We start from the raw sequence: 19,632 nt of genomic DNA, 5'->3' as shown, positions 1-19,632 counted from the left end.
CTGACCAACAGAGCGATCCAGATGATCATCCTTTGGCCTACCAGATCGGTCAGTCGCACACACCTGAACGTCCTCTAACCCTCGTCGATCAAGCCCTTTCTTACTGCCCGGAGCGCGTCTAGATTGGTGCGGTGCCGGCCATGCCTCAATCTCTCGGCCACGGGCACACATGCGCCGTCGAACGGCCGGACCGCGGCGACGACGGACCCGTCCGGAGATCGGCAGCGTCAGGGCAGGCCGGACGGTGGCCCCCGGCGGACCGGGGGTCTGCACGCCAGGCCCGCCCCCGGCCCTTCGCCACGTCCGCCGGGGCCATCGGTCCCGTCCCGTGACACCTACCGTCGGAGACCGGGACACCCTTACGGTGGCTCCGCCCTCGCCAGCCTCCACGCTCGGAGGCGAACACATGACGGCGTTGCCAAAGGACGGGCAGGGCTATGGAACAGTCCGAGTCGACCACGGAGGATGACAGTGCGCGCGCTCGGCGGAGCAGGCCGGCGGATCTTTCCTGATCCGGGTGTCCTCGCGGTCACGCATGGATACCACCCGCTGGTGACGGATGCGACCGCCATGCTCGCTACCGGGCTCTTCACTGACGTACTGGCTCTTGGCGCCGACCTGCCCGATCCTGCGGGAGCGGTCGAGCGGGTGAGACAGGTGGTCGTCCCGACGGTCAGCCTGCCTGAAGGGGTCTACTGGTTCGGGGGCCTAAATCCGGCTCCGCTGCTCGTGGTCACCTCGGGTGCGATGCCTGGTGCGGGGATCCACGAGCCGGCTGCCGAGGTGGCCGAGGACTCGCCCGTGGCCTCTGCACTGGGCTGGTTCGACCACCTCTGGGACAGCGCCGACGAGGTGCCGCTGCCCCGGTTCGACGTCACCGATGAGGTGATCACCCGAGCCGGGCAGGACGGCATGATCAAGTCCCGTCTGTTCGCGCACGGCCGTTGGATCTACCAGGTCTTCGCCGGCAGCCGTGTTCAGCGTATCGAAGAGGGCGCCCTGCTGCCGAGGCCGACGGTCGACTCCCCCGACGCATGGGTGCGCACCGAGCCCGCCCCCGCCGCGCGCCTTGCGGCCACCCTGACCAGGGCGAAGCTGGAGAAGCAGTTCACCGACACGGTCTTCTCGTTCCGGGCGACGCGTACCATCTTCCGGCCGTACCAGTTCAAGCCGGTGATGAAGTTGCTGAGCACAGGGTCACTGCGGTTGCTCATCGCGGACGAGGTCGGTCTCGGCAAGACCATCGAGGCCGGACTGTTGTGGACTGAACTCGATGCCCGCAGGCACGCGAACCGGGTGCTCGTCGTGTGTCCCTCCGTACTGCTGACCAAATGGCAGCACGAGATGCGCGAAAGGTTCGGCTTCGAGTTGACCGAGCTCACCGGTACGGGGCTGGCCGACCTCAAGGACCGGCTTGAGTCGGATCGCCTGCCCAGGAGGATGGCCTGGATCTGCTCGGTGGAGCGGCTGCGGGCGTGGAAGGGGCTGGCCGACATCGAGCAGGTGGGTCTCCAGCTGGACCTGGTGATCGTGGACGAGGCCCACGTCTTCCGCAACTCGAACACCAAGAGCCACGCGTTGGGTGAGCTGTTGTCCCGCTGGGCGGATGCGTACGTCTTCCTCTCCGCTACCCCGGTGAACCTGCGCAACAACGATCTGTACAACCTCCTTGAGCTGTTGGTGCCCGGTGAGTTCCAGGACCTGGCGGACCTACAGGAGAGGATCGAACCCAACAGAGTCCTCAACCGGATCACGGGTTCGCTGCTCGACGCCTCGGTCAGCAACGCCACACGTAGGCGGTGGCTGTCGGACCTGTCCGACAGCACCTTCGGCCGAATCATCACAATGCGGCCCGATTTCGTTCTGCTGTGCGAGATCCTGGAGCGATCTCACCTGTCCTCGACCGACGTGGTCCAGGTGAAACGGATCTGCAGCGAGTTGGGCGGGCTCTCGGCCCAGGTCACGCGCACCCGCAAGATCGAGGTTCAGGAGGACAAGGCGGTGCGGGAGCCGCGCCCCGTCCCGGTGTGTTGGACCCAGCGCGAGCACGACTTCTATCAGGCATACCTGCAGTGGTGCGTCGAGCGGGCGAGGGTCAAGGACACGCCGCTGCACTTCGGCATGCAGATGCCGCTCCGCCTCGCGGGCAGCTGTCTCCCCGAGGCGGCGGCACTTGTTCTGACCTGGCAGACACCGGACGTGCAGGATGAGGTGAACGCTACGGCGAAGCCGTCGGCCGCTGTGCGCGGTCCGGATGTGCCGCCGTCGCCGCGGTTGCGGGAGCTGGCAGCCGGCATCGACGTGGACACAAAGCTTGAGCAGCTCCTCCACGTGATCGACGATCTGATCAGCCAGCGCAGGCAGGGACTCGTCTTCACGTTCTCCCGTAGGACGTTGTCCTACCTCGAGCGGCATCTTCGAGGCCGGTGCAGGACCGCGGTACTGCACGGTGGTGTGAGCAGAGACGACCGGGCCAAGGTCATGACCGATTTCCGGGCGGGTAGCTACGACATCGTGGTGGCCACCAAGGTCGCGAGTGAGGGCTTGGACTTCGAGTTCTGCTCCGTCCTGGTCAACTACGACCTGCCGTGGAATCCGATGGAAATCGAACAGCGTATCGGCCGGATCGACCGGATCGGCCAGACCGAGCAGAAGGTCGTGATCATCAACTTCACGACTCCCGGGACGATCGAGTCGGACATCCTTGAGCGGGTACTCACCCGGATCGGCATCTTCGAACACGCCATCGGGGCGCTGGAACCGATCATCGAGAGCATGTGGCCCGACGTCGAATCCTCCCTCCTCGACTTCACACTTACCCCCGCCCAACGGACGCAGCGCACCCAGGAGTTCCTGGCGGCGGTCGCAGAACAGAAACGGGCCGCCGACGAGATCGAGTCGGCGGCACCCCACCTCATCTCAAGTGACGGCGTCGACATCGAGGGCCTCGAGCCCGACCTGCTCGCATCCGGCCGGTATGTCGGGCAACAGGAACTGGCCCTGCTGGTGAGCGACTGGGTGAGTAGCTACGACGGACGCTGCCGGATCAGTGGCGACCACGTGACCGTGATCGGCAACAGCGAGCTCGCCGGTCACGTCCGTGACCTCGCGCAGCGTGGTGAGAAGACGAGGTCCGAGGTGGACCAGCTCCTCAGCGACCTGACACATCAACTGCCGATTCAACTGTCCCTGGACCAAGAGGCGTCCCGGACCACCGGGGTGCCGCTCCTGACGGCCAACCACCCGTTGGTACGGGCGGCGTTGGACGTACCGGGACACCGGCAGACCAGATTCTCAGCGATCACGATGCCGGCGCGCGATGCCGGGGTGGCCCCGGGCACCTATCTCGTCCATCTGTGCATCGCCAACTGGAACGGTGTCAGGCCACTGCACGAGGTATGGACCGTCACCGTTGACGCCCGGACCCTGCAGGTCTCCCCCGACCTGGGTGACCGGTTGATGGCGGCTGTGGCAGCCGGAAACCTGCGACCGGCGTGGTTTGACGGGTCGATCGACCTAGGGCCAGCGCTCGACGTGAGCAGTGACCTGCTGGTCCGAAGGCAGATCCGGAGCCAGAGCACGTTGGCCGCCGAGAACGAGGCGTTCCTCGCCTCACGACGACTCAGCGTCGAGCAGGTCCATCAACGGCGGACACAGGCGCTGGAGTCACGCATCGCCACCCTGCGGGCCCGCGGCAGGGAGCGCATGGTGCCGCTCTTCGAGGCCCAACAGCAGCGAGAGGACAACCGCTACGCGGGCCTCCTGCAGGACATAACGGCACGATCGACGGCCATGCTCAGTACCGAGGACCTGGCCGTCTGCGTAGTGGAGGTGCAGTAGGTGGCCAAGATCAGCGACGAGGAACTCGCCTACGAGATCGCCACCAACCGAAGCTACCTGCGGGCGCTGGAGCGACGGCTCGCCCGGAAGAACCCCGAAATCTCCGTCACCGCGAATGAGCGCTACGTAGACAACGTCCCTCGGGGTGAACGGGCAAGCGTCGGACCCCTCTACGGCCGAGTCGGCCTCGCCGGTCCGGACAGGGATCTCGGCGTCGCCTTCTACATCGGTACGCGGTACCTCAACAGCGCGGACTGGGACCATCCGGTCATCAACTGGGCCGCACGGACAGCGAAGGTGTTCTTCGACCCGCACGCCACCCACGAACTAGACACAGACGTGGTGGTACGCCGAACACTGACGGCGCGCGGTGCGGAGGTGGTACACGCCTCCGACGACTGGGCGGTCGCGGTGCCGGCCGACCAGTCGCCTTTCAAGGCAGGGAAGCTGCATGTCCCCCCGGCACCGCCGCGGCGGCAGGTCGGGCGCCCCACCGGCTCGACGTCGTCGTCTGCCCGCACCGCCGCGTCAACAGACCACCCCGCAGGGCAGGTGCCCAAAACCCGGTCGGCCACGCCACCCGGCCCGGTGCCCGGACCGAGGACACCGAGGAAGGAACCGTCACCGGCTGTCCCCGCAGCGCGTCCGGCCGCTGTGGCGGGAAAGAGCACCGCAGGCCGGCTGCCACTGCCGGGCAAACCGGCGGACCTGGCAACATGGCAACCGCACGCACCGCTCGTCGTCGCCTTCTCGGAGGACTCCCGAGCCGATCCCGACGGTATCGCGGCCGTGCGCGCGGTCGAGATGGTGCGGCACCTGGCCCGCAAACAACGGCGCGTGCTCGTCGTGTCAGCATGGACCACCCCGCTGCCGAAGATCGTCCGCAGGATCCACACCGCAGCAGCGCTCGTCGGACTGCCCGCTGCGGATATACCGAAGATCATAACCGTCGTTCAGGACACCGAGTGGCTGGTCAGAGTCGCCGGCTACACCCGCTTCACGAACACCCGAGAACCAGACGCCCTTGACGTGGGCCGGTACGTTAAGGACATCGTGGAGCAGGCCGTGCGGCTCTGTCGCCGACGCCTGGGGTGGGCGCAGCGCGACGTACACCTCTCGGCGAAGCTCGAGGTCACCTACGAGGTGATCCGAATGGGCGGAGTGCCCACCGAACCACTGAAGCTGGGTAGGTACTCCGCAGAATGGATCGCGACCCTACCGCCGTTTGGAGCCGCCTGGGGGCAGCTGCGCTATCTCGCACTGTTCGCCCAACTGGTCACCGCGATCCGAGGCCCCGACAGCCAGAGGCCCTACGGCCACGTCATCGTCCACGGCGAACATGAGCTGTCCAGCCTGTCCTGCGCTGTCCTACGAGCGAACAACCCCACCGCCCAGTGGACGATCTTCACCGAACTGACCAACCCCGGATCACCGACCATCGACAGACGTCGCACGCTTGACATCGTTGAACGCCTCGGCGTCCAGGACAACCGCAGAGAAGTCGACGCGATCACCGTCCACGGCGCCAGACTGACCAGACACACGGTCGCCCTGCCCGTACCGAAAGCCGCCCCTGCCACGCCGCCCGGAGTCCACGACCGAGCACCCGGCCGCCGGCCCCAATCGACCGAGCACCGACAGCGGTCCGCCTCAGTGGCGGTCGATCTCGAGAAGGGCATGCGTGCCGTCGACGCGGTACGTTACGCCCTGCACGCGCCTCGGACGGAGGCGATGACCTCCGTGCTCGCCACTCTCCAACCCGACCAGTACCGCCTGGTGACCCAACCGCCGACGATGCCCCTGATCATCCAGGGGCACCCGGGTACCGGGAAGACGATCATCGCGGTGCACCGCGCGGGCTATCTGGTCAACGAGGAGACGACGAAGAAGGGCTCCATCCCGCGGGTGCTCCTGCTTGGACCTACCGAACAGTATGTTCGTCATGTATCGCGGACAGTCAGGGAACTCGACCCGACCGGAGCCATAACGGTCAAGTCACTTCCCGAATGGCTCGCCGAACTCGCCGGTCTCGGCACCGCCACCGTACAGCCGGGCGAGGGGACAGCGGAGGACGTCGGCGGCTTCATCGTGGCCTTGGCGAAACACGCGGTGCTGGAGAGCCAGGACCGACCGGGATGGAAAACGAGCCGTCTGACCGACATGGTCAAGGTGACCTACGAGGCCATCCGCAGCAGCAACGACCCACACGGACGGCCGCCGACCAGCCAGACGGAGCAGCGGTGGATCGAGGCGCTCCCACCGTTCCCGAAGGCCTGGGGGAAACGTCGCTACCTTCCTCTCTTCGCGCAACTGGGCATGCTGCTCAGCGACAAACGGTCCAGGTACGAACACATCGTCGTAGACGAGGCCCAGGATGTCTCGGAACTCGAATGGGAGATCATCCAGGCCCACAACGCCGGCGGACGATGGACGATTGTCGGAGACCTGAACCAACGCCGCCGGTTGGACATCAACCACCTCGACTGGCACGAACTGGCGAAGCGGCTTCACATACTTCCCGATGCCCAGCTGTTCCAACCTGAGGTCGTGGAACGGGGATACCGCTCCACCCAGCCGATTCTCGACTTCGCCAACCGTCTTCTGCCACCCAGCGAGAATCAACCCTGTTCGCTGCAGACGGATGGGCCGGAACCGTCCGTCATCCGAGCCAGCACACCCGGCAAGCGCGACCTTCGGGCCGTCGGTGAGGCGAGCAGACTGTTGGACTCGTACCCTGGCGGAACGGCAGCGATCATCACCACCGATCCGGACGCCATCGACAAACTGCTTCTCGGCGACGGGTGGCGACGAACAGACACGGCAGCGGGTGCGGGCGACTGGACCAGGGAGGGACGCCGGCTGGCCGTCCGCACCCCCGACTCGGCAAGGGGTGTTGAGTTCGACGGGGTCGTGGTTGTGGAGCCGCGCTACTTCGTGCGACAGGAGGAATTCGCCGGGACCCTGTATACGAGCCTGACTCGGGCGAACCGGGAACTTGTCGTGGTGCACAGCAAGCCCCTGCCTGAACCGCTCACACAACGCTGACCGCCAACTTGCTGGTCTCCAGCAAGCGGAGTCTCTACGCGAGTTTGTACAGCGCAAACTCCTCTGATCTTGATGGTTTGGGCTGTCTGTCTGGGCACCGCACCCGACTTCGGCTGCGCGCCCGCAGGCTGAACGGGGAACCCTTCGAGGAAGTTCACCAGACGACGGTCGGCCGTCCTACATGCGGATCAGTGTCTTGCGCTACGGCAGCGGCTCGGCAAGCTGGTGCAGGGTGCGTTCGTTCTGGTCGCGAAACCAGCCTTGGGCCCAGACCTGGGCTTTAGGCGGCTGCCCGGTTGCGGTTTCGATGATGTAGCTGATGAGCCGGATCAGCCGCCACCGTGCGCCGTCGTGCGCCCATTCGGCAGGGCCGGAAATGTCGTTGTACCAGTGCACACGTGCGTGGTCGGGGTGTGATGCCAGCCAGGTTCGGATGGTTTCGCGGTCTTGGCTGACCTGGTCGGGTACGACGATGGTCAGTTCGGTGCCATCGGGGATGGTTGCGTGGGCGATCAGCCGCTCCACGGCGGAGGCCCGGCGGGCTTTGGCGGCCTGCGCGGCGACCAGTGTGCCACTACTCGAGCGCGGTCGAACCATGTATTCCTCCGCGTCGGGGACCGGTAGCAGTTGCGCCACCGACAGAACGATCTCTCCACCGTTGGTGCGGTAGAGCTGGTAGCGGACGAGTCGGATGTCGATGCCGGACTCGTACAGGTAGAGGGCGGCGTTGGTAACTGTTGGCCCGAAGTCACCCGCCATGAGGATGATCCGTGGCGTTCGCAGTGTCTCGTCGGAGACGCCTTCGGCCCATTCCTTCAACTGTGCCAACGCCTCGTCGGTGGTCGTATCGCCGCCGAGGTGCGCCGCGTGGACTTCGGCGAGACTGTCGAGGCTGAACAGGCGGGCCATGGCCGCGTAGTTGATCGCCTGCATCGTAACGGTGTCTGGGGCGCGGTCCCGCTTGAGTTCGACGACGACGAGCCGTCCCGCCCGGTCCAGACCCAATACGTCGAGCCGGTCGGCGGCCGGCGTGCCGCTGGCTGTGATCCATCGTCCGTATTCGAAGGTGACGACCTTCATATCGTTGTCGATGAGTTCTGGGTGGTCGACGACCCATTGCTGCAGGTGTTGACGTTCCAGTAGGCCGGCTTCCACCAGCGAGATCCGCTGTGCTGGTACCGCGTTGACGCCGTTCACCGTGAACACGATCTCGTCCGGCATGGGCGGTGCCTCCTTGCGCTCTGCCTGTGGACTGGAACTGCCGGGGCGCAGGTCGATGAGTTGAGTTATTCAGGGGTGGACAGCGTGGCAGCTCATTGTCACGCTACCGGTTGGGCTGGCGTGGACGCAGTGAGCGATTCAGGCACGCGGGACGACATCGGCACCGGTGGGTGCCGCACAACCGGTGACAGATGCGGATCAGCCTTGCCCTTTCCCAGCTGTTGCACGTGTAGCAGCTGTCTACCGCCGCTGCGGCCAGACCGATGTCCAGGTACCGCAGGTGTCTTCTGAATAGGTGCGGTCCGGATTGCGTTCGGCCCACGCAGACGCGGAATTCGGCGGTGGCGTCAGGGGCAAGGGGGACGGTGACGCGTTTGGGAGGATTCGTCGTCACGGCGATCCAGAGCATCGTGCGCGAGTACGACGTCGACGGCATCAACCTCGACTACGTGCGCTACCCCGACTTCAACTCCACCACCACGCACAGCGACTGGGGCTACAGCGAGACCTCGCTGGCCCGCTTCCGCGCCGCCACCGGCCGCACCGACACACCGGTCCCCTCCGACCCGCAGTTCTCGGACTGGCGGCGCACCCAAATGACCAACCTGGTCCGCAAGATCTACCTCGGCATGTGGGAGGTGGACCCGCAGGCGCGCCTGTCGATGGACGGCATCACCTACAGCTACGGGCCGCAGACCATGGGCGGCTGGGAGAAGACCCGACCCTACGCCGAGGTGTTGCAGGACTGGAAGGGCTGGCTGGCCGAGGGAATCATGGACACGGTCGTCGCCATGAACTACAAGCGCAACTGGATGCCCGACCAGAAGCAGATGTACGACGAGTGGACCGAGGTGCTCGCCGACTGGCAGGGCGACCGACAGGCGGTGATCGGGCCAGCCCTCTACCTCAACGACATCCCCGACAGCGTCGAGCAGGTGCGCCGAGCGCTCGCCCCCACCGCCGCGGGCAACACCGCCGCCGGCTGGAGCGGCTACTCGTACGCCAACCCGACCCGCGCCGGGGTCGGGGTGACCGAGTTCCACATCGTGTTGATGTTGACCCAGGCGTGCACCTCCAGGCCCGCCGCGTGCCCCTGCGCGATGACCTCGTCGAGCGGGTCGTAGGGCGCTGGTGCGATCGCCGCGTCGGTGCGCGGGTAGAGCGCCCGGTTGCAGAAGCAGTCGTAGCGCCGGGCGATCTGGACGATCAGTGCGTTGGCGTTAATCTTCTTGGCGTCCTGCACGAGCCTGGCGACCTGCACGGGGGTGTAGGCGCCCTCGTTGAACGCGTCGACCCAGTAGCTGCGCCACTGCTGGGCGGGTTCGGTTTCCGGGTCCGCTTTCGCGGCGGTCGCCATGTTTAGCGCGAGGACGGTGGCGGTCAGGACGGCGGCCACTCCATCGCGGTCCCGTTTGACGATGAAAGACGCTCCGGAGTAGCCGACGAGATGAATAGGCCCCGTTACGCGAGTCGAGATCCAGTTGAGGACGGTCCAAAGTTCGGCTATCTCGCTGCTCGAGTCGGTCAGATGACGCGGATACATATACGGCCGGACGGAAAGAGGTAGCGCGGTTATGGGCCTTCCATACAGCTTCGGCATATCATTTCTGTCCGCATTGAATACGTCATCCACTACGGTGGGTCGCGTCGAGTCGCCGAGCCCTTGAAAGTCCATGTAAAACACACGGACGCCCCGAGTTCGCCAAGTACTCGGCCCACCCCTTGCGACCTGCCCATCCACCGAACACCGGGGCAGCTGGCACGCTCCTGCCAGCCACCATAAGGGCGACCGGAGCCTCTGTTGCTCCCGGCCCGGGGTCATACTCCACCACGGAAAGTTGAATCCGTTGACCCCGGTTCGCGTCAAGGGTCGAAGTGTGATCCACAGACCAGGATGTAACCGCCATAGCAATCCAATCAAGATAGCTGACGCTTTGACACGATCTTGAATGACCGATCCAGCCAGCGGCGAACCATCGGACCACCGGTCACCCAGCTGAGCGATTGACACAGGCTGCCGGGCCCTTGGCCCTCATCCGGCTCGCTCGTCCGGGCAGGGTCGTTGCGTTCTGAAGTTACTGCTGGTCACGGCGGTGATGATGCCGTGTGGCCGGCGGGTGGCGCGTCGGGTGGCGCGGGCGATGTTGGTCTCGCCTGAGGGTGTGGCGGTAGCCGATCGCGGTGTTACGCAGGGTGGCCAGGACGGCGGGTCCGGTACCGGTCCGGCTTGGTGCAGGTCTGGTGGTGGTGACGGTGACGGTGACGGCCTGACGGTGCGGCTCTCGCGGCGGCCGTGGCCGCCGTCGCGGGATTGGTTGCCGATCGGGATCTGCGCCCAGGGCAGGGTCTTGAGTTGGGTGAACAAGGTCGGCACTGAGGTGATCACTGCACCGCCCGGGTTGGGTGAGACAGCCGAAACTGCGTGCACCTTTCGACCCTTTTGCGGACCTATCTGGCATTATTGGGTATGCTGATCGCGAGCCGTTTCCTCCCTCTGTTGAGGATGATCCGCTGAGGGGTTCCAGTGGTAGAGCTGTTCCGCTTCATTCAGAAGGCGGTCGTCGTTCCGGTGGATGGAGGGTCTATCGATCTCACGACGACATCGACCTTCCAAGATCAACTGCGTGATTTGATCACTAGCGGTCAGCCGCACAGCGCGGTCCGAACCAAGGCCGAGCAGTTCCTGAACACGCTCACCAGCAGTGGGTTGTCCCGGGCGGCGAACTACCGGACGCTGCGGAAGAAGCTGCTCGACATGCTCCCCACCTCGCCCACACCCGCCAAGATTGATCAAGCCGTCAAGGACGTGCTCGGCGTGAACAACGCACAGAGCCTGGTCGGCTCGCAGGCGTTCGCGAACGAGAAACAGTTGTCCAGCGACGTGCTCGTCGCGGTGAAGATCACGACGCGGTTCGACAGGGTCGACACTCCGACGATCGCCACCATGCGAGTGGTGATCGCGTTCCTGGAGGACTTCGTGGCCGGCCGGGTCACCCCGCTGACTGCCGACACCATTGTCAAGCTGCTGGAGCGGCCGCTGCGCTTCCCGGAGGCCTTCCTGCCGCCCGAGCCGACCCCCGCCGCGTCGCTCACCGTGACATCGCCTCCCGATGACGAGGCCGCGAGGACCGCCTCACTGGTCGTCGAGCAGGAAGCGTTGCAGCGCGCCTACGACCTGCTGATGACCGTACGCCCGGGCCAGCTCGCGGTCACGGGAGGCACCGCGGAGGAGACCGGAAATGAGACCGCCTATCCGGGAGACACGAGTGACGGTCACGCCACCAGCAATCAGGCCGTCGCGGCGCCAAGCGTGCTCGGGGTGTCCCAGCACACCCTGGAAGCCTTGGATCCCACGGTTCTGGAGCACCTGCGTGCCGAGCTGTTCGATGTCGGGTCCGCCGCCCTGACCGACATCCTCGAGGTGGTGAAACGCCGGTGGTTCGAGGTCTCGCGCGAGGTGGAGCCGGGCAAGGTGCCCGCGCCCGCGAGAACCTACCGCCTCGGCGCCCACGTCTTCGCGGTGCAGGAGCCCGCGCCGTCGGCGGAAGCGGCACCGGAGGAGGAACCGACGCCCGACTTCAGCCATGCGGTCACTCGCCCGGTCGGGGTCGGTGATCTGCAGGTGGTGCGCCAGGAACTGATTGGCTATGTGCCCGCCGAGATCTCCCACATCGAGAACGTGCTACCCAGGGAGCTGGTACGCCGCACCACGAAACGCGAGGAGACCAGCGAGCTGGTCGTCACCGAGGAAATTGGGACCACGCAAAGCCAGGAACGCGATACCCAGACCACGCAGCGTAACGAACTGGCGGTCGAAGCTCAGAATGAGGCGGGCCAGGAAAGCTTCTCCACCCAAGAGCAGACCTCGACCTCCAATTACGGCAGGCTCGTGGAGAACAGCAAGACCAACTACGCGCGCAGCGTGACCGACCGCGCCGTCAACAAGGTGACGCAGAGCGTTCAGCAGCAACGGATCCAGCGCGAGAAGCGGGTCTACACCGACGAGGTCATGCACGAGATCAACAACACGCAGGGTCCGGGGCAGCATCCGATTCGTGGTCTGTATCAATGGGTCGACAAGAAGTACAAGGCGAAGGTCCTCAACTACGGCAAGCGGTTGCTCTACGACGTAGTCGTGCCTGAACCGGCCGCTTTCCTGATCAAATCGCTGAAGACGGCCGCGCAGCCGGAGAACTTCCAGCTCGTCCGGCCGGCTGAGCCGGCCATCTCACCCTCGGCGCTCAATGCCGCGAACTACATGTACTGGGCGGCCCAGTACGGGGTGACGGGGGCGGTCACGCCTCCCCCGCCCGACCTCATCACGACCGTCGCGCACAGCGACGCCGGCAAGGTGACCGAGAAGACCAATCCCTACGAGGGATTCTTCACCCAGCACTTCAGCCAGTTCAGGATCCGGATACCGGACGGCTATCGCGCCATCGGCGGCTACGTCCAGCGCACCAACCACAACCGCGCGAACGAGACCGAGCACAAGAAGTTGTTCGAGTTCTTCATTGGTGAGAACACCTTTCTACGGTTCGGGGCCAACGACATCGACCGCCTCAACAAGTCGTTCACCCTCAACGATGAGAGCGGCGAGATCCCGGTCACCGTGCGCACCTTCGAGGAGATCGTCCAGTTCAACTACGCGGTCGGGATCAACTGCCGCCTGTCCCCTGACGCCTACGGGCAATGGCAGCTGAAGACCCACGCGCAGATCGTCGCGGGCTACCACCGCCAGCGTGCCGAGTACCTCGACCAGCTTTCCCGCCACCAGGCGGCGGTGCGCACCCAGATGGCCCTGGCGCACGGATTCTCCCGCGACACTGGCATGGAGCGCCAGGAGCTCAAGAAGGCCTTCATCCATCTGCTGATGAGCGAGCACTTCGGGGCCGTTTACTACCCGACACCGAATCCGGAGAGCTTCCCGCCGGATCCCCACTACATCAAGGCTTGGGGTGCGGTGGTGGCGTTCTTCGAGCGCGCCTTCGAGTGGGAACACCTGATGTACGTCTACTACCCGTACTTCTGGGGCCGCAGCGCGAAGTGGGGTGAGCTGATCCTCATCCAGGACCTCGACCCGGGGTTCGAAGCGTTCCTGAAGGCAGGTGCGGCCCGCATCGTGGTGCCGGTCAGGCCGGGTTACGAGGCCACGCTGGCGCACTTCCACGAGACCGGGGACGTGTGGATGGGCGAGGAAATCCCGGACATGTTCAGCGAACGCTATGTGTCGATCATCGCCGAGATCAAGGCCCGCAACGCCAACGCGGATCAGGAAGTCTGCGTGGAGGAATGGGAGGTCCGGCTTCCGACGACGCTGGTCATGCTGCGCGAGGACGACACTCTGCCGGTATGGACTCCCACGCCTTGCAATCCGGCTGTCTGACCCGGATCGCGGTGACCCGCCATGGCTGATGATCTGCAGGCCGGGCTGGCGAAACGCCGGAGGTGGTTCTTCGAGACGCAGCTTCGTCGGCTCAACCTCGGCACCTTCCGTGACCTCGTCAGGGAGACGGCGGACCCGGACGAGAAGCAGCTGCTCGACCTGATCAGCGAACCCTTCGTGACGCCGGCGATACCTCGCCTGCAGGTGGGAAGCTCGAAGTCCCCGCTCGGCGACGTGTACCTGGACAGCAGGCAACCGGTTTGGACGTTCGACGAACAGGCACGGCGGGGCGCCTTCGCCACCTTCATCGGGCCGCGCTGCGACTGGCTTGAGTTTAAGGAGCCCCGCCGGCTGGCCGAGGTGCTGGCCGGTTATGCCGCGCAGTTCGAGACCGACAGGTTCACCTCGGTACTGGAGAAGTCGCCCATCGGCTTGTTCCGGCGCAAGGCCGCCACGGCCGACAACGACCCGAACACCCCGTGGGACGAGCGGGTCCTCACCGACCAGAAAGGGCCGGCGATCTGCCGGGCGATGATTGCCGCGGCGAAGCCCTGGCTGCTGCCCGAGCTCTACCATCCGGTTCACAGCGACAGCACGGAGATGTCGAGGTGGCTCGAAAATCTCGAACGCTTGGTCGCTGACTTTGAGCGCGAGTTGATCAACAGCACGGGCGGGTTCGGCTGGAGCAAGCTACCTTTCGATCGCCTCGCCCCGGATGCATACCGCGACTGGGTAGAGCACTTCTTGACGGAGTCGTTGAAGAACGACCCCAAGGTGAAGGTGCAGTTCCTGGCTCAGAATCCCAAAGAGAAGGGCGGGCTTACCTACTCCTACAGCATCAGCGTCGAGACCAATGGGTACCCGCTCCGCGACGCGGACGCGTACCCGTTCTCGCACAAGGTGAAGTACTGGAAGCGGGTCATCGACTCGACCGTCAAAGAGGTCTACGTCAACAAGGAAAACTCCGACATGGGCCTGTGCTTACTCATCCGGATGCTGTACCTGTTCGGGACCGTCAGTCAGGACGTGACCACCGTCGACAAGCTGCGGTGGCGCACCCGCGCGGCGCCCGGACCGGAGTTCGAGGAGTTCTTCGCCAACCGCGCCGCCGATGAGTACTTCAAGAAACACCCCGACGACATCACTAGGCTCTCCGATGCTCGCACGAAACTGCGGAAGATCTTGGAGGCGAGCGCCGCGCTGCCCCACACCGCCGCTGTCACGTTCTCACCAGTCGTCGAGGAGGTCTTGCGGCAGGCCATCCACAGCTACAAGTTCTGGCTCGACGAGCCGTTGCACGCCAACCGCAACACCAAGCTGCAGCAGGCGCGGACCGACCTCGGTTTCGGCGACATCGCCATGGGTGAGATGGAGTACTGGTCAGAGAACCACTACATCATGTTTGCGTCCTCAGAGTATCTGGCTGGACAGCTGTGGCCGGGGGACGAGTTCCAGCCGGGCAAGGAGTTTCTCGATGCGGGCAGCAAGACGGGCGTGCGGACCGGGGCCGAGCGCAGGGAGCGCGGCAGGGCGCGGGTGTTGCGTTGGCTCAACCACCGCCTCATGTTCGGCTGGACCGAGTTCAACTCGTCGGGCTACTACCGCGAGCATCTGTGGGCGTTGCTGAACCTTGTCGATTTCGCGCTGGACGATGAGGTACGCAAGAAGGCCACCCTTGTCACCGATCTTCTGATGTTCGATGTGGCGCGGTTCCAGCACAAGGGTGCGATGGGCGCGGTGGGCGGGCGCAGCCAGTTCAAGTCGAAGTGCAGCGGATGGGATAACGCGCTCGGCGACGTGGTGGAGATGGCTTTCGGGACCCGGGGCCTGTTCACCGACGGGGATTCGCTTGTGGGCGCGAGCTTTGCGACATCGACCTACAAAGTCCCCGACGTGCTGCTTGAGATCGGCGTGAACCCGCCGAAGACGGGGTTCGTGGACCGCTCACGGGTATCGATAACTTTCGACGAGGCCCCCAAGTACGGCATCCTCCAATCGCAGGAGTCGGACGAAATCGACTCGCTCCGCAAGGGTTACGCGCCGAAGCTGGCCAAACACTTCCCTTTTATCGGGGACGTGAACGACAAGATCGCCAAGTGCCACAGCGGCTACGGTCAGTTCGAGGACAGCATCGTCTTCTGGTGGGGCACGTCGGCACTCTTCAACAAGCAGATGGCTGTCGGTTCCCTCGACTGCATAGAGGCGTTCGGCCTCAACGAAAACAAGGCATTCAAGACTCTCGCCTTGATCATGGGGGTCCTCACTTCGGTCAAGGAGGTGACCGACACCGTGGTCGGGGCGGCGATCGGTGCGGCCGTCGGCGGCGGGGTGGGTGCCGTTGCCGGTACCGTAATCGGGTTCCTCACGCGCGACAACGTCGAGGACATCGCCGATGACGTCTCGGTGCTTCTCGAGGGCTCTACGCGGACGCGCGCCAACATCTACACCTACAGCAACGGCGACATCATGCTGTCCAGCATCCAGAACTTCCGTGCCGGCCAACTGAACTACCAGTCCAACGTCAATCAGGCGACAGTGAACAGCGCCCTCAACGTGTTCACCACGGCCGGGTACGCGGGGATCGACATCTCGTTTCTCGTCGCCGCGGGCGTTGGGGCCGTTGTTGGCGGCACCGTCGGCGGCATCCCCGGCGCGATCGTCGGCACGGCGGGCGCTGTCGCCGGGAACGAATTCGGTCTCGAAGGCGAGAACCTGTTCGGTGACGAGACCGACGGGCCGGCGTGGTGGACCGGGTATTGGGCGCTGCCGATGGTGGTCCAGGACCGCGGAGCCTCGATCATCGCCTACAACTTCCACGACATCCAGAGCCTGCTCGCCGAGACCGGATCGCATGCCTGGTTTCCCAAGTACGGTTTCGAGCGCACTGACGAGGTTCGTTGCTCCGCCTACGACGACGACAACCTCTTCCTGCAAGACGTCTTCGACATCGGGCCCAAGGGATTCTGGCTGTTCGGCAAGGTGACCCACCAGGTCGAGGGCGTCGCGGTCGCGGATCGGCCGGAGGCCTACATCGGGCTGTTCTCCAACCGGCGCCCCGACTGGCTCAGCCGGGAAGAGCACGCCGATGTCTACGATCGCGTGTTTGAGGACGCGAGCGAGAAGCCGATCGAGGAGCTGGAAGACAAAATCGACGACACCGAGAACCCGGACGAGAAACGCAAACTCGAACACGACAAGGTGAAACTGGAGCGAGTCTGGGACGAGCCTTTGCCCAAGGACTACTTCGCGGACCGGGATTGGTATGTCAACGGCAAGAACGTCTGGATCATCCAGGTTGGCAGCAAGGCCGAGTTCGGGGACTACGAGACGTTCAAGTCCTCTGTGAGCCGCGCGAAGGTGACCCTCGACGACGCGGGCGACCTGGAGTGCACCTATCACATGCCGCTGCCCGACGGCACCAGTACGGCGCTGTCCCTCAAGTACGAGGACGGCGGCGAATTCGGCCTCGGCGGAAGTCCGCTGGCGACCAACCTCTATCCGCGGTTCGAGAACCCCTACCTACGCGGTCGCCGTGTGGAGTGGGGGCAACGCGCCTACGTCATCGAGTACAACGGCAAGACGCTGCTCCATGACTTCCACGACTTCACCGATCCTGTTCGCACCGAAGATTTTACGGTCACCGACGCCGATCGGGACACGGTCCGCGCCCTGGTCATGTTCGCCCACACAGGCAACGAGGAGATGGAGGAGCTTACGATCGGCACGGCGACGGTTCGGATCGGATGCGCGACCGTGGCCGACAACGAGATCGTCGCCGTTGGGCCCGCGGCGGAGAACTCCGCACACGACGCGGAATGGATCTTCTTCGACATACCCACCCGCTTGTCGCCGGACTGCACCATCGAGCTGGCGCACCGGGCGATCGACGACGGTGACGACGAGGCCGAATGGGTAATGAGCTTCAGCCTCAAGGCGTTGATGGGCGACCACACGCTCCGCGACTGCGCGCTGTCGTTCAACGCGGCTCAGTTCGACGAGGATCGCCGAGCCGCCGGTCCGTTGCCGTTCGCGGTCGGCACCGATCGGTGGCGGCCCTGGGAATCGGTGCCGGACAGCCGAATGTGGGAAATCATTGTCCTGGCGCAACTTCCGTCGCCGGATCGCTTCTACTACGACCACGCCGATCTGCTTGTCGCGGCGCCGCGGCTGCAGATGCAGCATCGTGGGCTGGAGCCGTGCCTGGAAAAGCCGGTCCGCTGGGCCGCGATCCCCACCCCGCCGGGCGGACCCGAGTTCACGCCAGGATGCTCGGTCCGGGCGTTCTCCCGGTTTCCCGGGGACCTGGTGGCGGTGGTGCTTGAGTCGGGACATCTGTTCCGTTCCTCCCCCGACAGCACCGGACGGTGGGACGCCTGGACGCGGGACGAGCCACTGCTGCCGGGTTCCCCGCCGCAACCGGTTCCGCTCGCCTCGCCGGGCACGGTTTACGTCGGACCCTCGCACCTGTCGAACCAGGGCATCGAGTTGGTGGTCACCGGCGCGGACGGGCACATCTACGCCAATTTCGACTGGTGGGTCCTGGGATCGCTGCCGTGGCGCAAGGTCGAGGTCTCCGGCTTCACCCTCAAGCGCGACGGTGACTGCGAACTTGTGGACGACAGGCTATTCGTCCTCGACACCGGCGGCGCGATGTGGTCCACGTCCATCGAACGAGCACCGCTTCTCCCGGCGGATCCGGAGTGGGTGCGGATCAGCCCAGCCGAGGTCGCCGTGACGACCTTCACCGTTGTCGCCGGCTCATCCCCGGTGCGGCTGCTCGTGACCACCGCGGCCGGGCACGTGTGGGACGTGACCATCTCAGAAGGAGAATCCCCGCGGTGGATGCCGCTCGGCTTCCCCGCCGCCGGCACCGTGCCGCCGGGCGTCCGTGTCGCCTGCGCGACAACACATCCGGATCGGTTGGACATCTTCGTAGTCGCCGGTACCGCCCCCTACACGGCGACCTGGACCGAATCCGGCTGGGGCGGATGGGTTCCGGCGGGCCCGAACCCGCCGGACTTCCGTGCCGCCAGCCGCACCCCGCTGCTCGTGCACCGCGTCAACAGGCAACTGGAGCTTTACGTCGAGAAGGTGAACGGCGACCTCGTGCGCACCTGGTGGTCGTAAACGGTGCCACGTTCACAGCAATCGCCGGACCGGTGCTCGCGACGGCCGAGGCGAGTCCGCGACCCAGATTTATCCGTTCAAGGCTGCCGACTGGGCACTAGCATTGGCGCTGCAGGCGCGGGCAAAGGCGAACTTCTGTTACCTCGGGCAACTCCAGCAGGTGTCGTCTGAGTCGATCCTACTCCTCGCTGGACAGGTCCGTTCGGAAGCTGACGTAAAGGATCGGGCCCGTACCGTCACCGCTGCCTGTGTAGCTTACGTTGTCCGCGCCGAACCCGATTCCGCTACCGTCGCCCTCGATGATGCTTCTGAAGGACGGCTCCATCACCTTGAACTCAAGGCTGGTATGGACCGTGAACGTGTCTGGCGGAGCCAGTGCCATGTGGTAAATGCCCGCGGCCCAACCCACAGTCGCGACCATTGACAACGTCGCGCCGACGGCGACGGCCACACGCGATAGCCTCGGCCTCCGCTGCGGGTCGGCCAGAGCAGCGACGAAGAGAATCAGCGCGGCCGGGAGGTGTAGGAACCACCCGAGGATCCAGAGTACGACCGACAAGACAGATAGCAACATCGCATTGGTAAGGAGGCGATCCGAAACGGGTTACGACCCGGAACGCAAAGGGGGATCGCGGCGATAACGGCTGGGAGCCACCAAACCAACGCCGAGTCCGCATCCTTCACGGTCAACCAGGTCACGGGGATGATCGAGGTCCAGAGCGCGACCGCCGCCAACACCCGAGACCACACATGCGCCTTCTCTCCGCCGCGAGGCTTGGCTCTTCACATCGATCATTGCCCTCGCGCGTCCGTAACCCAAGGTCGGCCATGGTCCGTCGGTTGCCTGCCATCCACGTGGCAGTAACGAGTGCCCGGCGGTCACGAGGGGGCACGAACGGCATGCGCTTCCTGCTCTGAACTAAGGGACGTCTCGTAACTCGGTGACCGGTCCATGGTGGATCATGGCGGGGTGCAGGTGATCTCGGCGGCCCGCCAGGAGTGGATCTTTCCGT

At 65.0% G+C, this 19,632-nt stretch carries 7 protein-coding genes; 5 read left to right on the top strand and 2 right to left on the bottom strand.

Annotated features, from left to right (window positions below; all coding sequences use genetic code 11):
* Window positions 1-471 precede the first annotated feature (471 nt).
* Both ACFY23_RS30620 and ACFY23_RS30615 read left to right on the top strand, forming a co-directional pair.
* Complete coding sequence (locus ACFY23_RS30620) at window positions 472-3,840, top strand: helicase-related protein (RefSeq protein ID WP_350678748.1); 3,369 nt, start codon at window positions 472-474, stop codon at window positions 3,838-3,840.
* Complete coding sequence (locus tag ACFY23_RS30615) at window positions 3,841-6,885, top strand: UvrD-helicase domain-containing protein (protein ID WP_350678746.1); 3,045 nt, start codon at window positions 3,841-3,843, stop codon at window positions 6,883-6,885.
* A 201-nt stretch (window positions 6,886-7,086) separates the two neighbouring features.
* Here the strand turns inward: ACFY23_RS30615 and ACFY23_RS30610 are convergent, their stop codons facing one another.
* Window positions 7,087-8,106: an endonuclease NucS domain-containing protein gene (locus tag ACFY23_RS30610; protein ID WP_350678744.1), complete on the bottom strand. Its 1,020-nt coding sequence runs from the start codon at window positions 8,104-8,106 to the stop codon at window positions 7,087-7,089.
* Window positions 8,107-8,471: 365 nt separating this feature from the next.
* Between ACFY23_RS30610 and ACFY23_RS30605 the strand changes: the two genes are divergently transcribed.
* The 3 genes from ACFY23_RS30605 (at window position 8,472) to ACFY23_RS30595 (ending at window position 18,619) form a co-directional block, all read left to right on the top strand.
* Window positions 8,472-9,230: a family 10 glycosylhydrolase gene (locus ACFY23_RS30605; protein ID WP_350678742.1), complete on the top strand. Its 759-nt coding sequence runs from the start codon at window positions 8,472-8,474 to the stop codon at window positions 9,228-9,230.
* Between the two features lie 1,400 nt (window positions 9,231-10,630).
* Complete coding sequence (locus tag ACFY23_RS30600; protein WP_350678740.1) at window positions 10,631-13,492, top strand: hypothetical protein; 2,862 nt, start codon at window positions 10,631-10,633, stop codon at window positions 13,490-13,492.
* A gap of 21 nt (window positions 13,493-13,513) precedes the next feature.
* Window positions 13,514-18,619 carry a hypothetical protein gene (locus tag ACFY23_RS30595; protein ID WP_350678738.1) on the top strand — a complete coding sequence of 1,702 codons (5,106 nt, stop codon included), beginning with the start codon at window positions 13,514-13,516 and terminating at the stop codon, window positions 18,617-18,619.
* 178 nt (window positions 18,620-18,797) lie between these two features.
* Here ACFY23_RS30595 and ACFY23_RS30590 read toward each other — a convergent pair whose 3' ends face one another.
* The gene (locus tag ACFY23_RS30590; protein WP_350819537.1) at window positions 18,798-19,193 is read right to left on the bottom strand and encodes a hypothetical protein; all 396 of its coding nucleotides are present in this window, start codon (window positions 19,191-19,193) and stop codon (window positions 18,798-18,800) included.
* Between the last annotated feature and the right edge of the window lie 439 nt (window positions 19,194-19,632).

This window comes from Micromonospora sp. NPDC000121 (assembly GCF_042899165.1).
Taxonomy (GTDB): domain Bacteria; phylum Actinomycetota; class Actinomycetes; order Mycobacteriales; family Micromonosporaceae; genus Micromonospora.
Note: the sequence above shows the minus strand (reverse complement) of the source record. Positions and strands in the feature narration are given on the sequence as shown.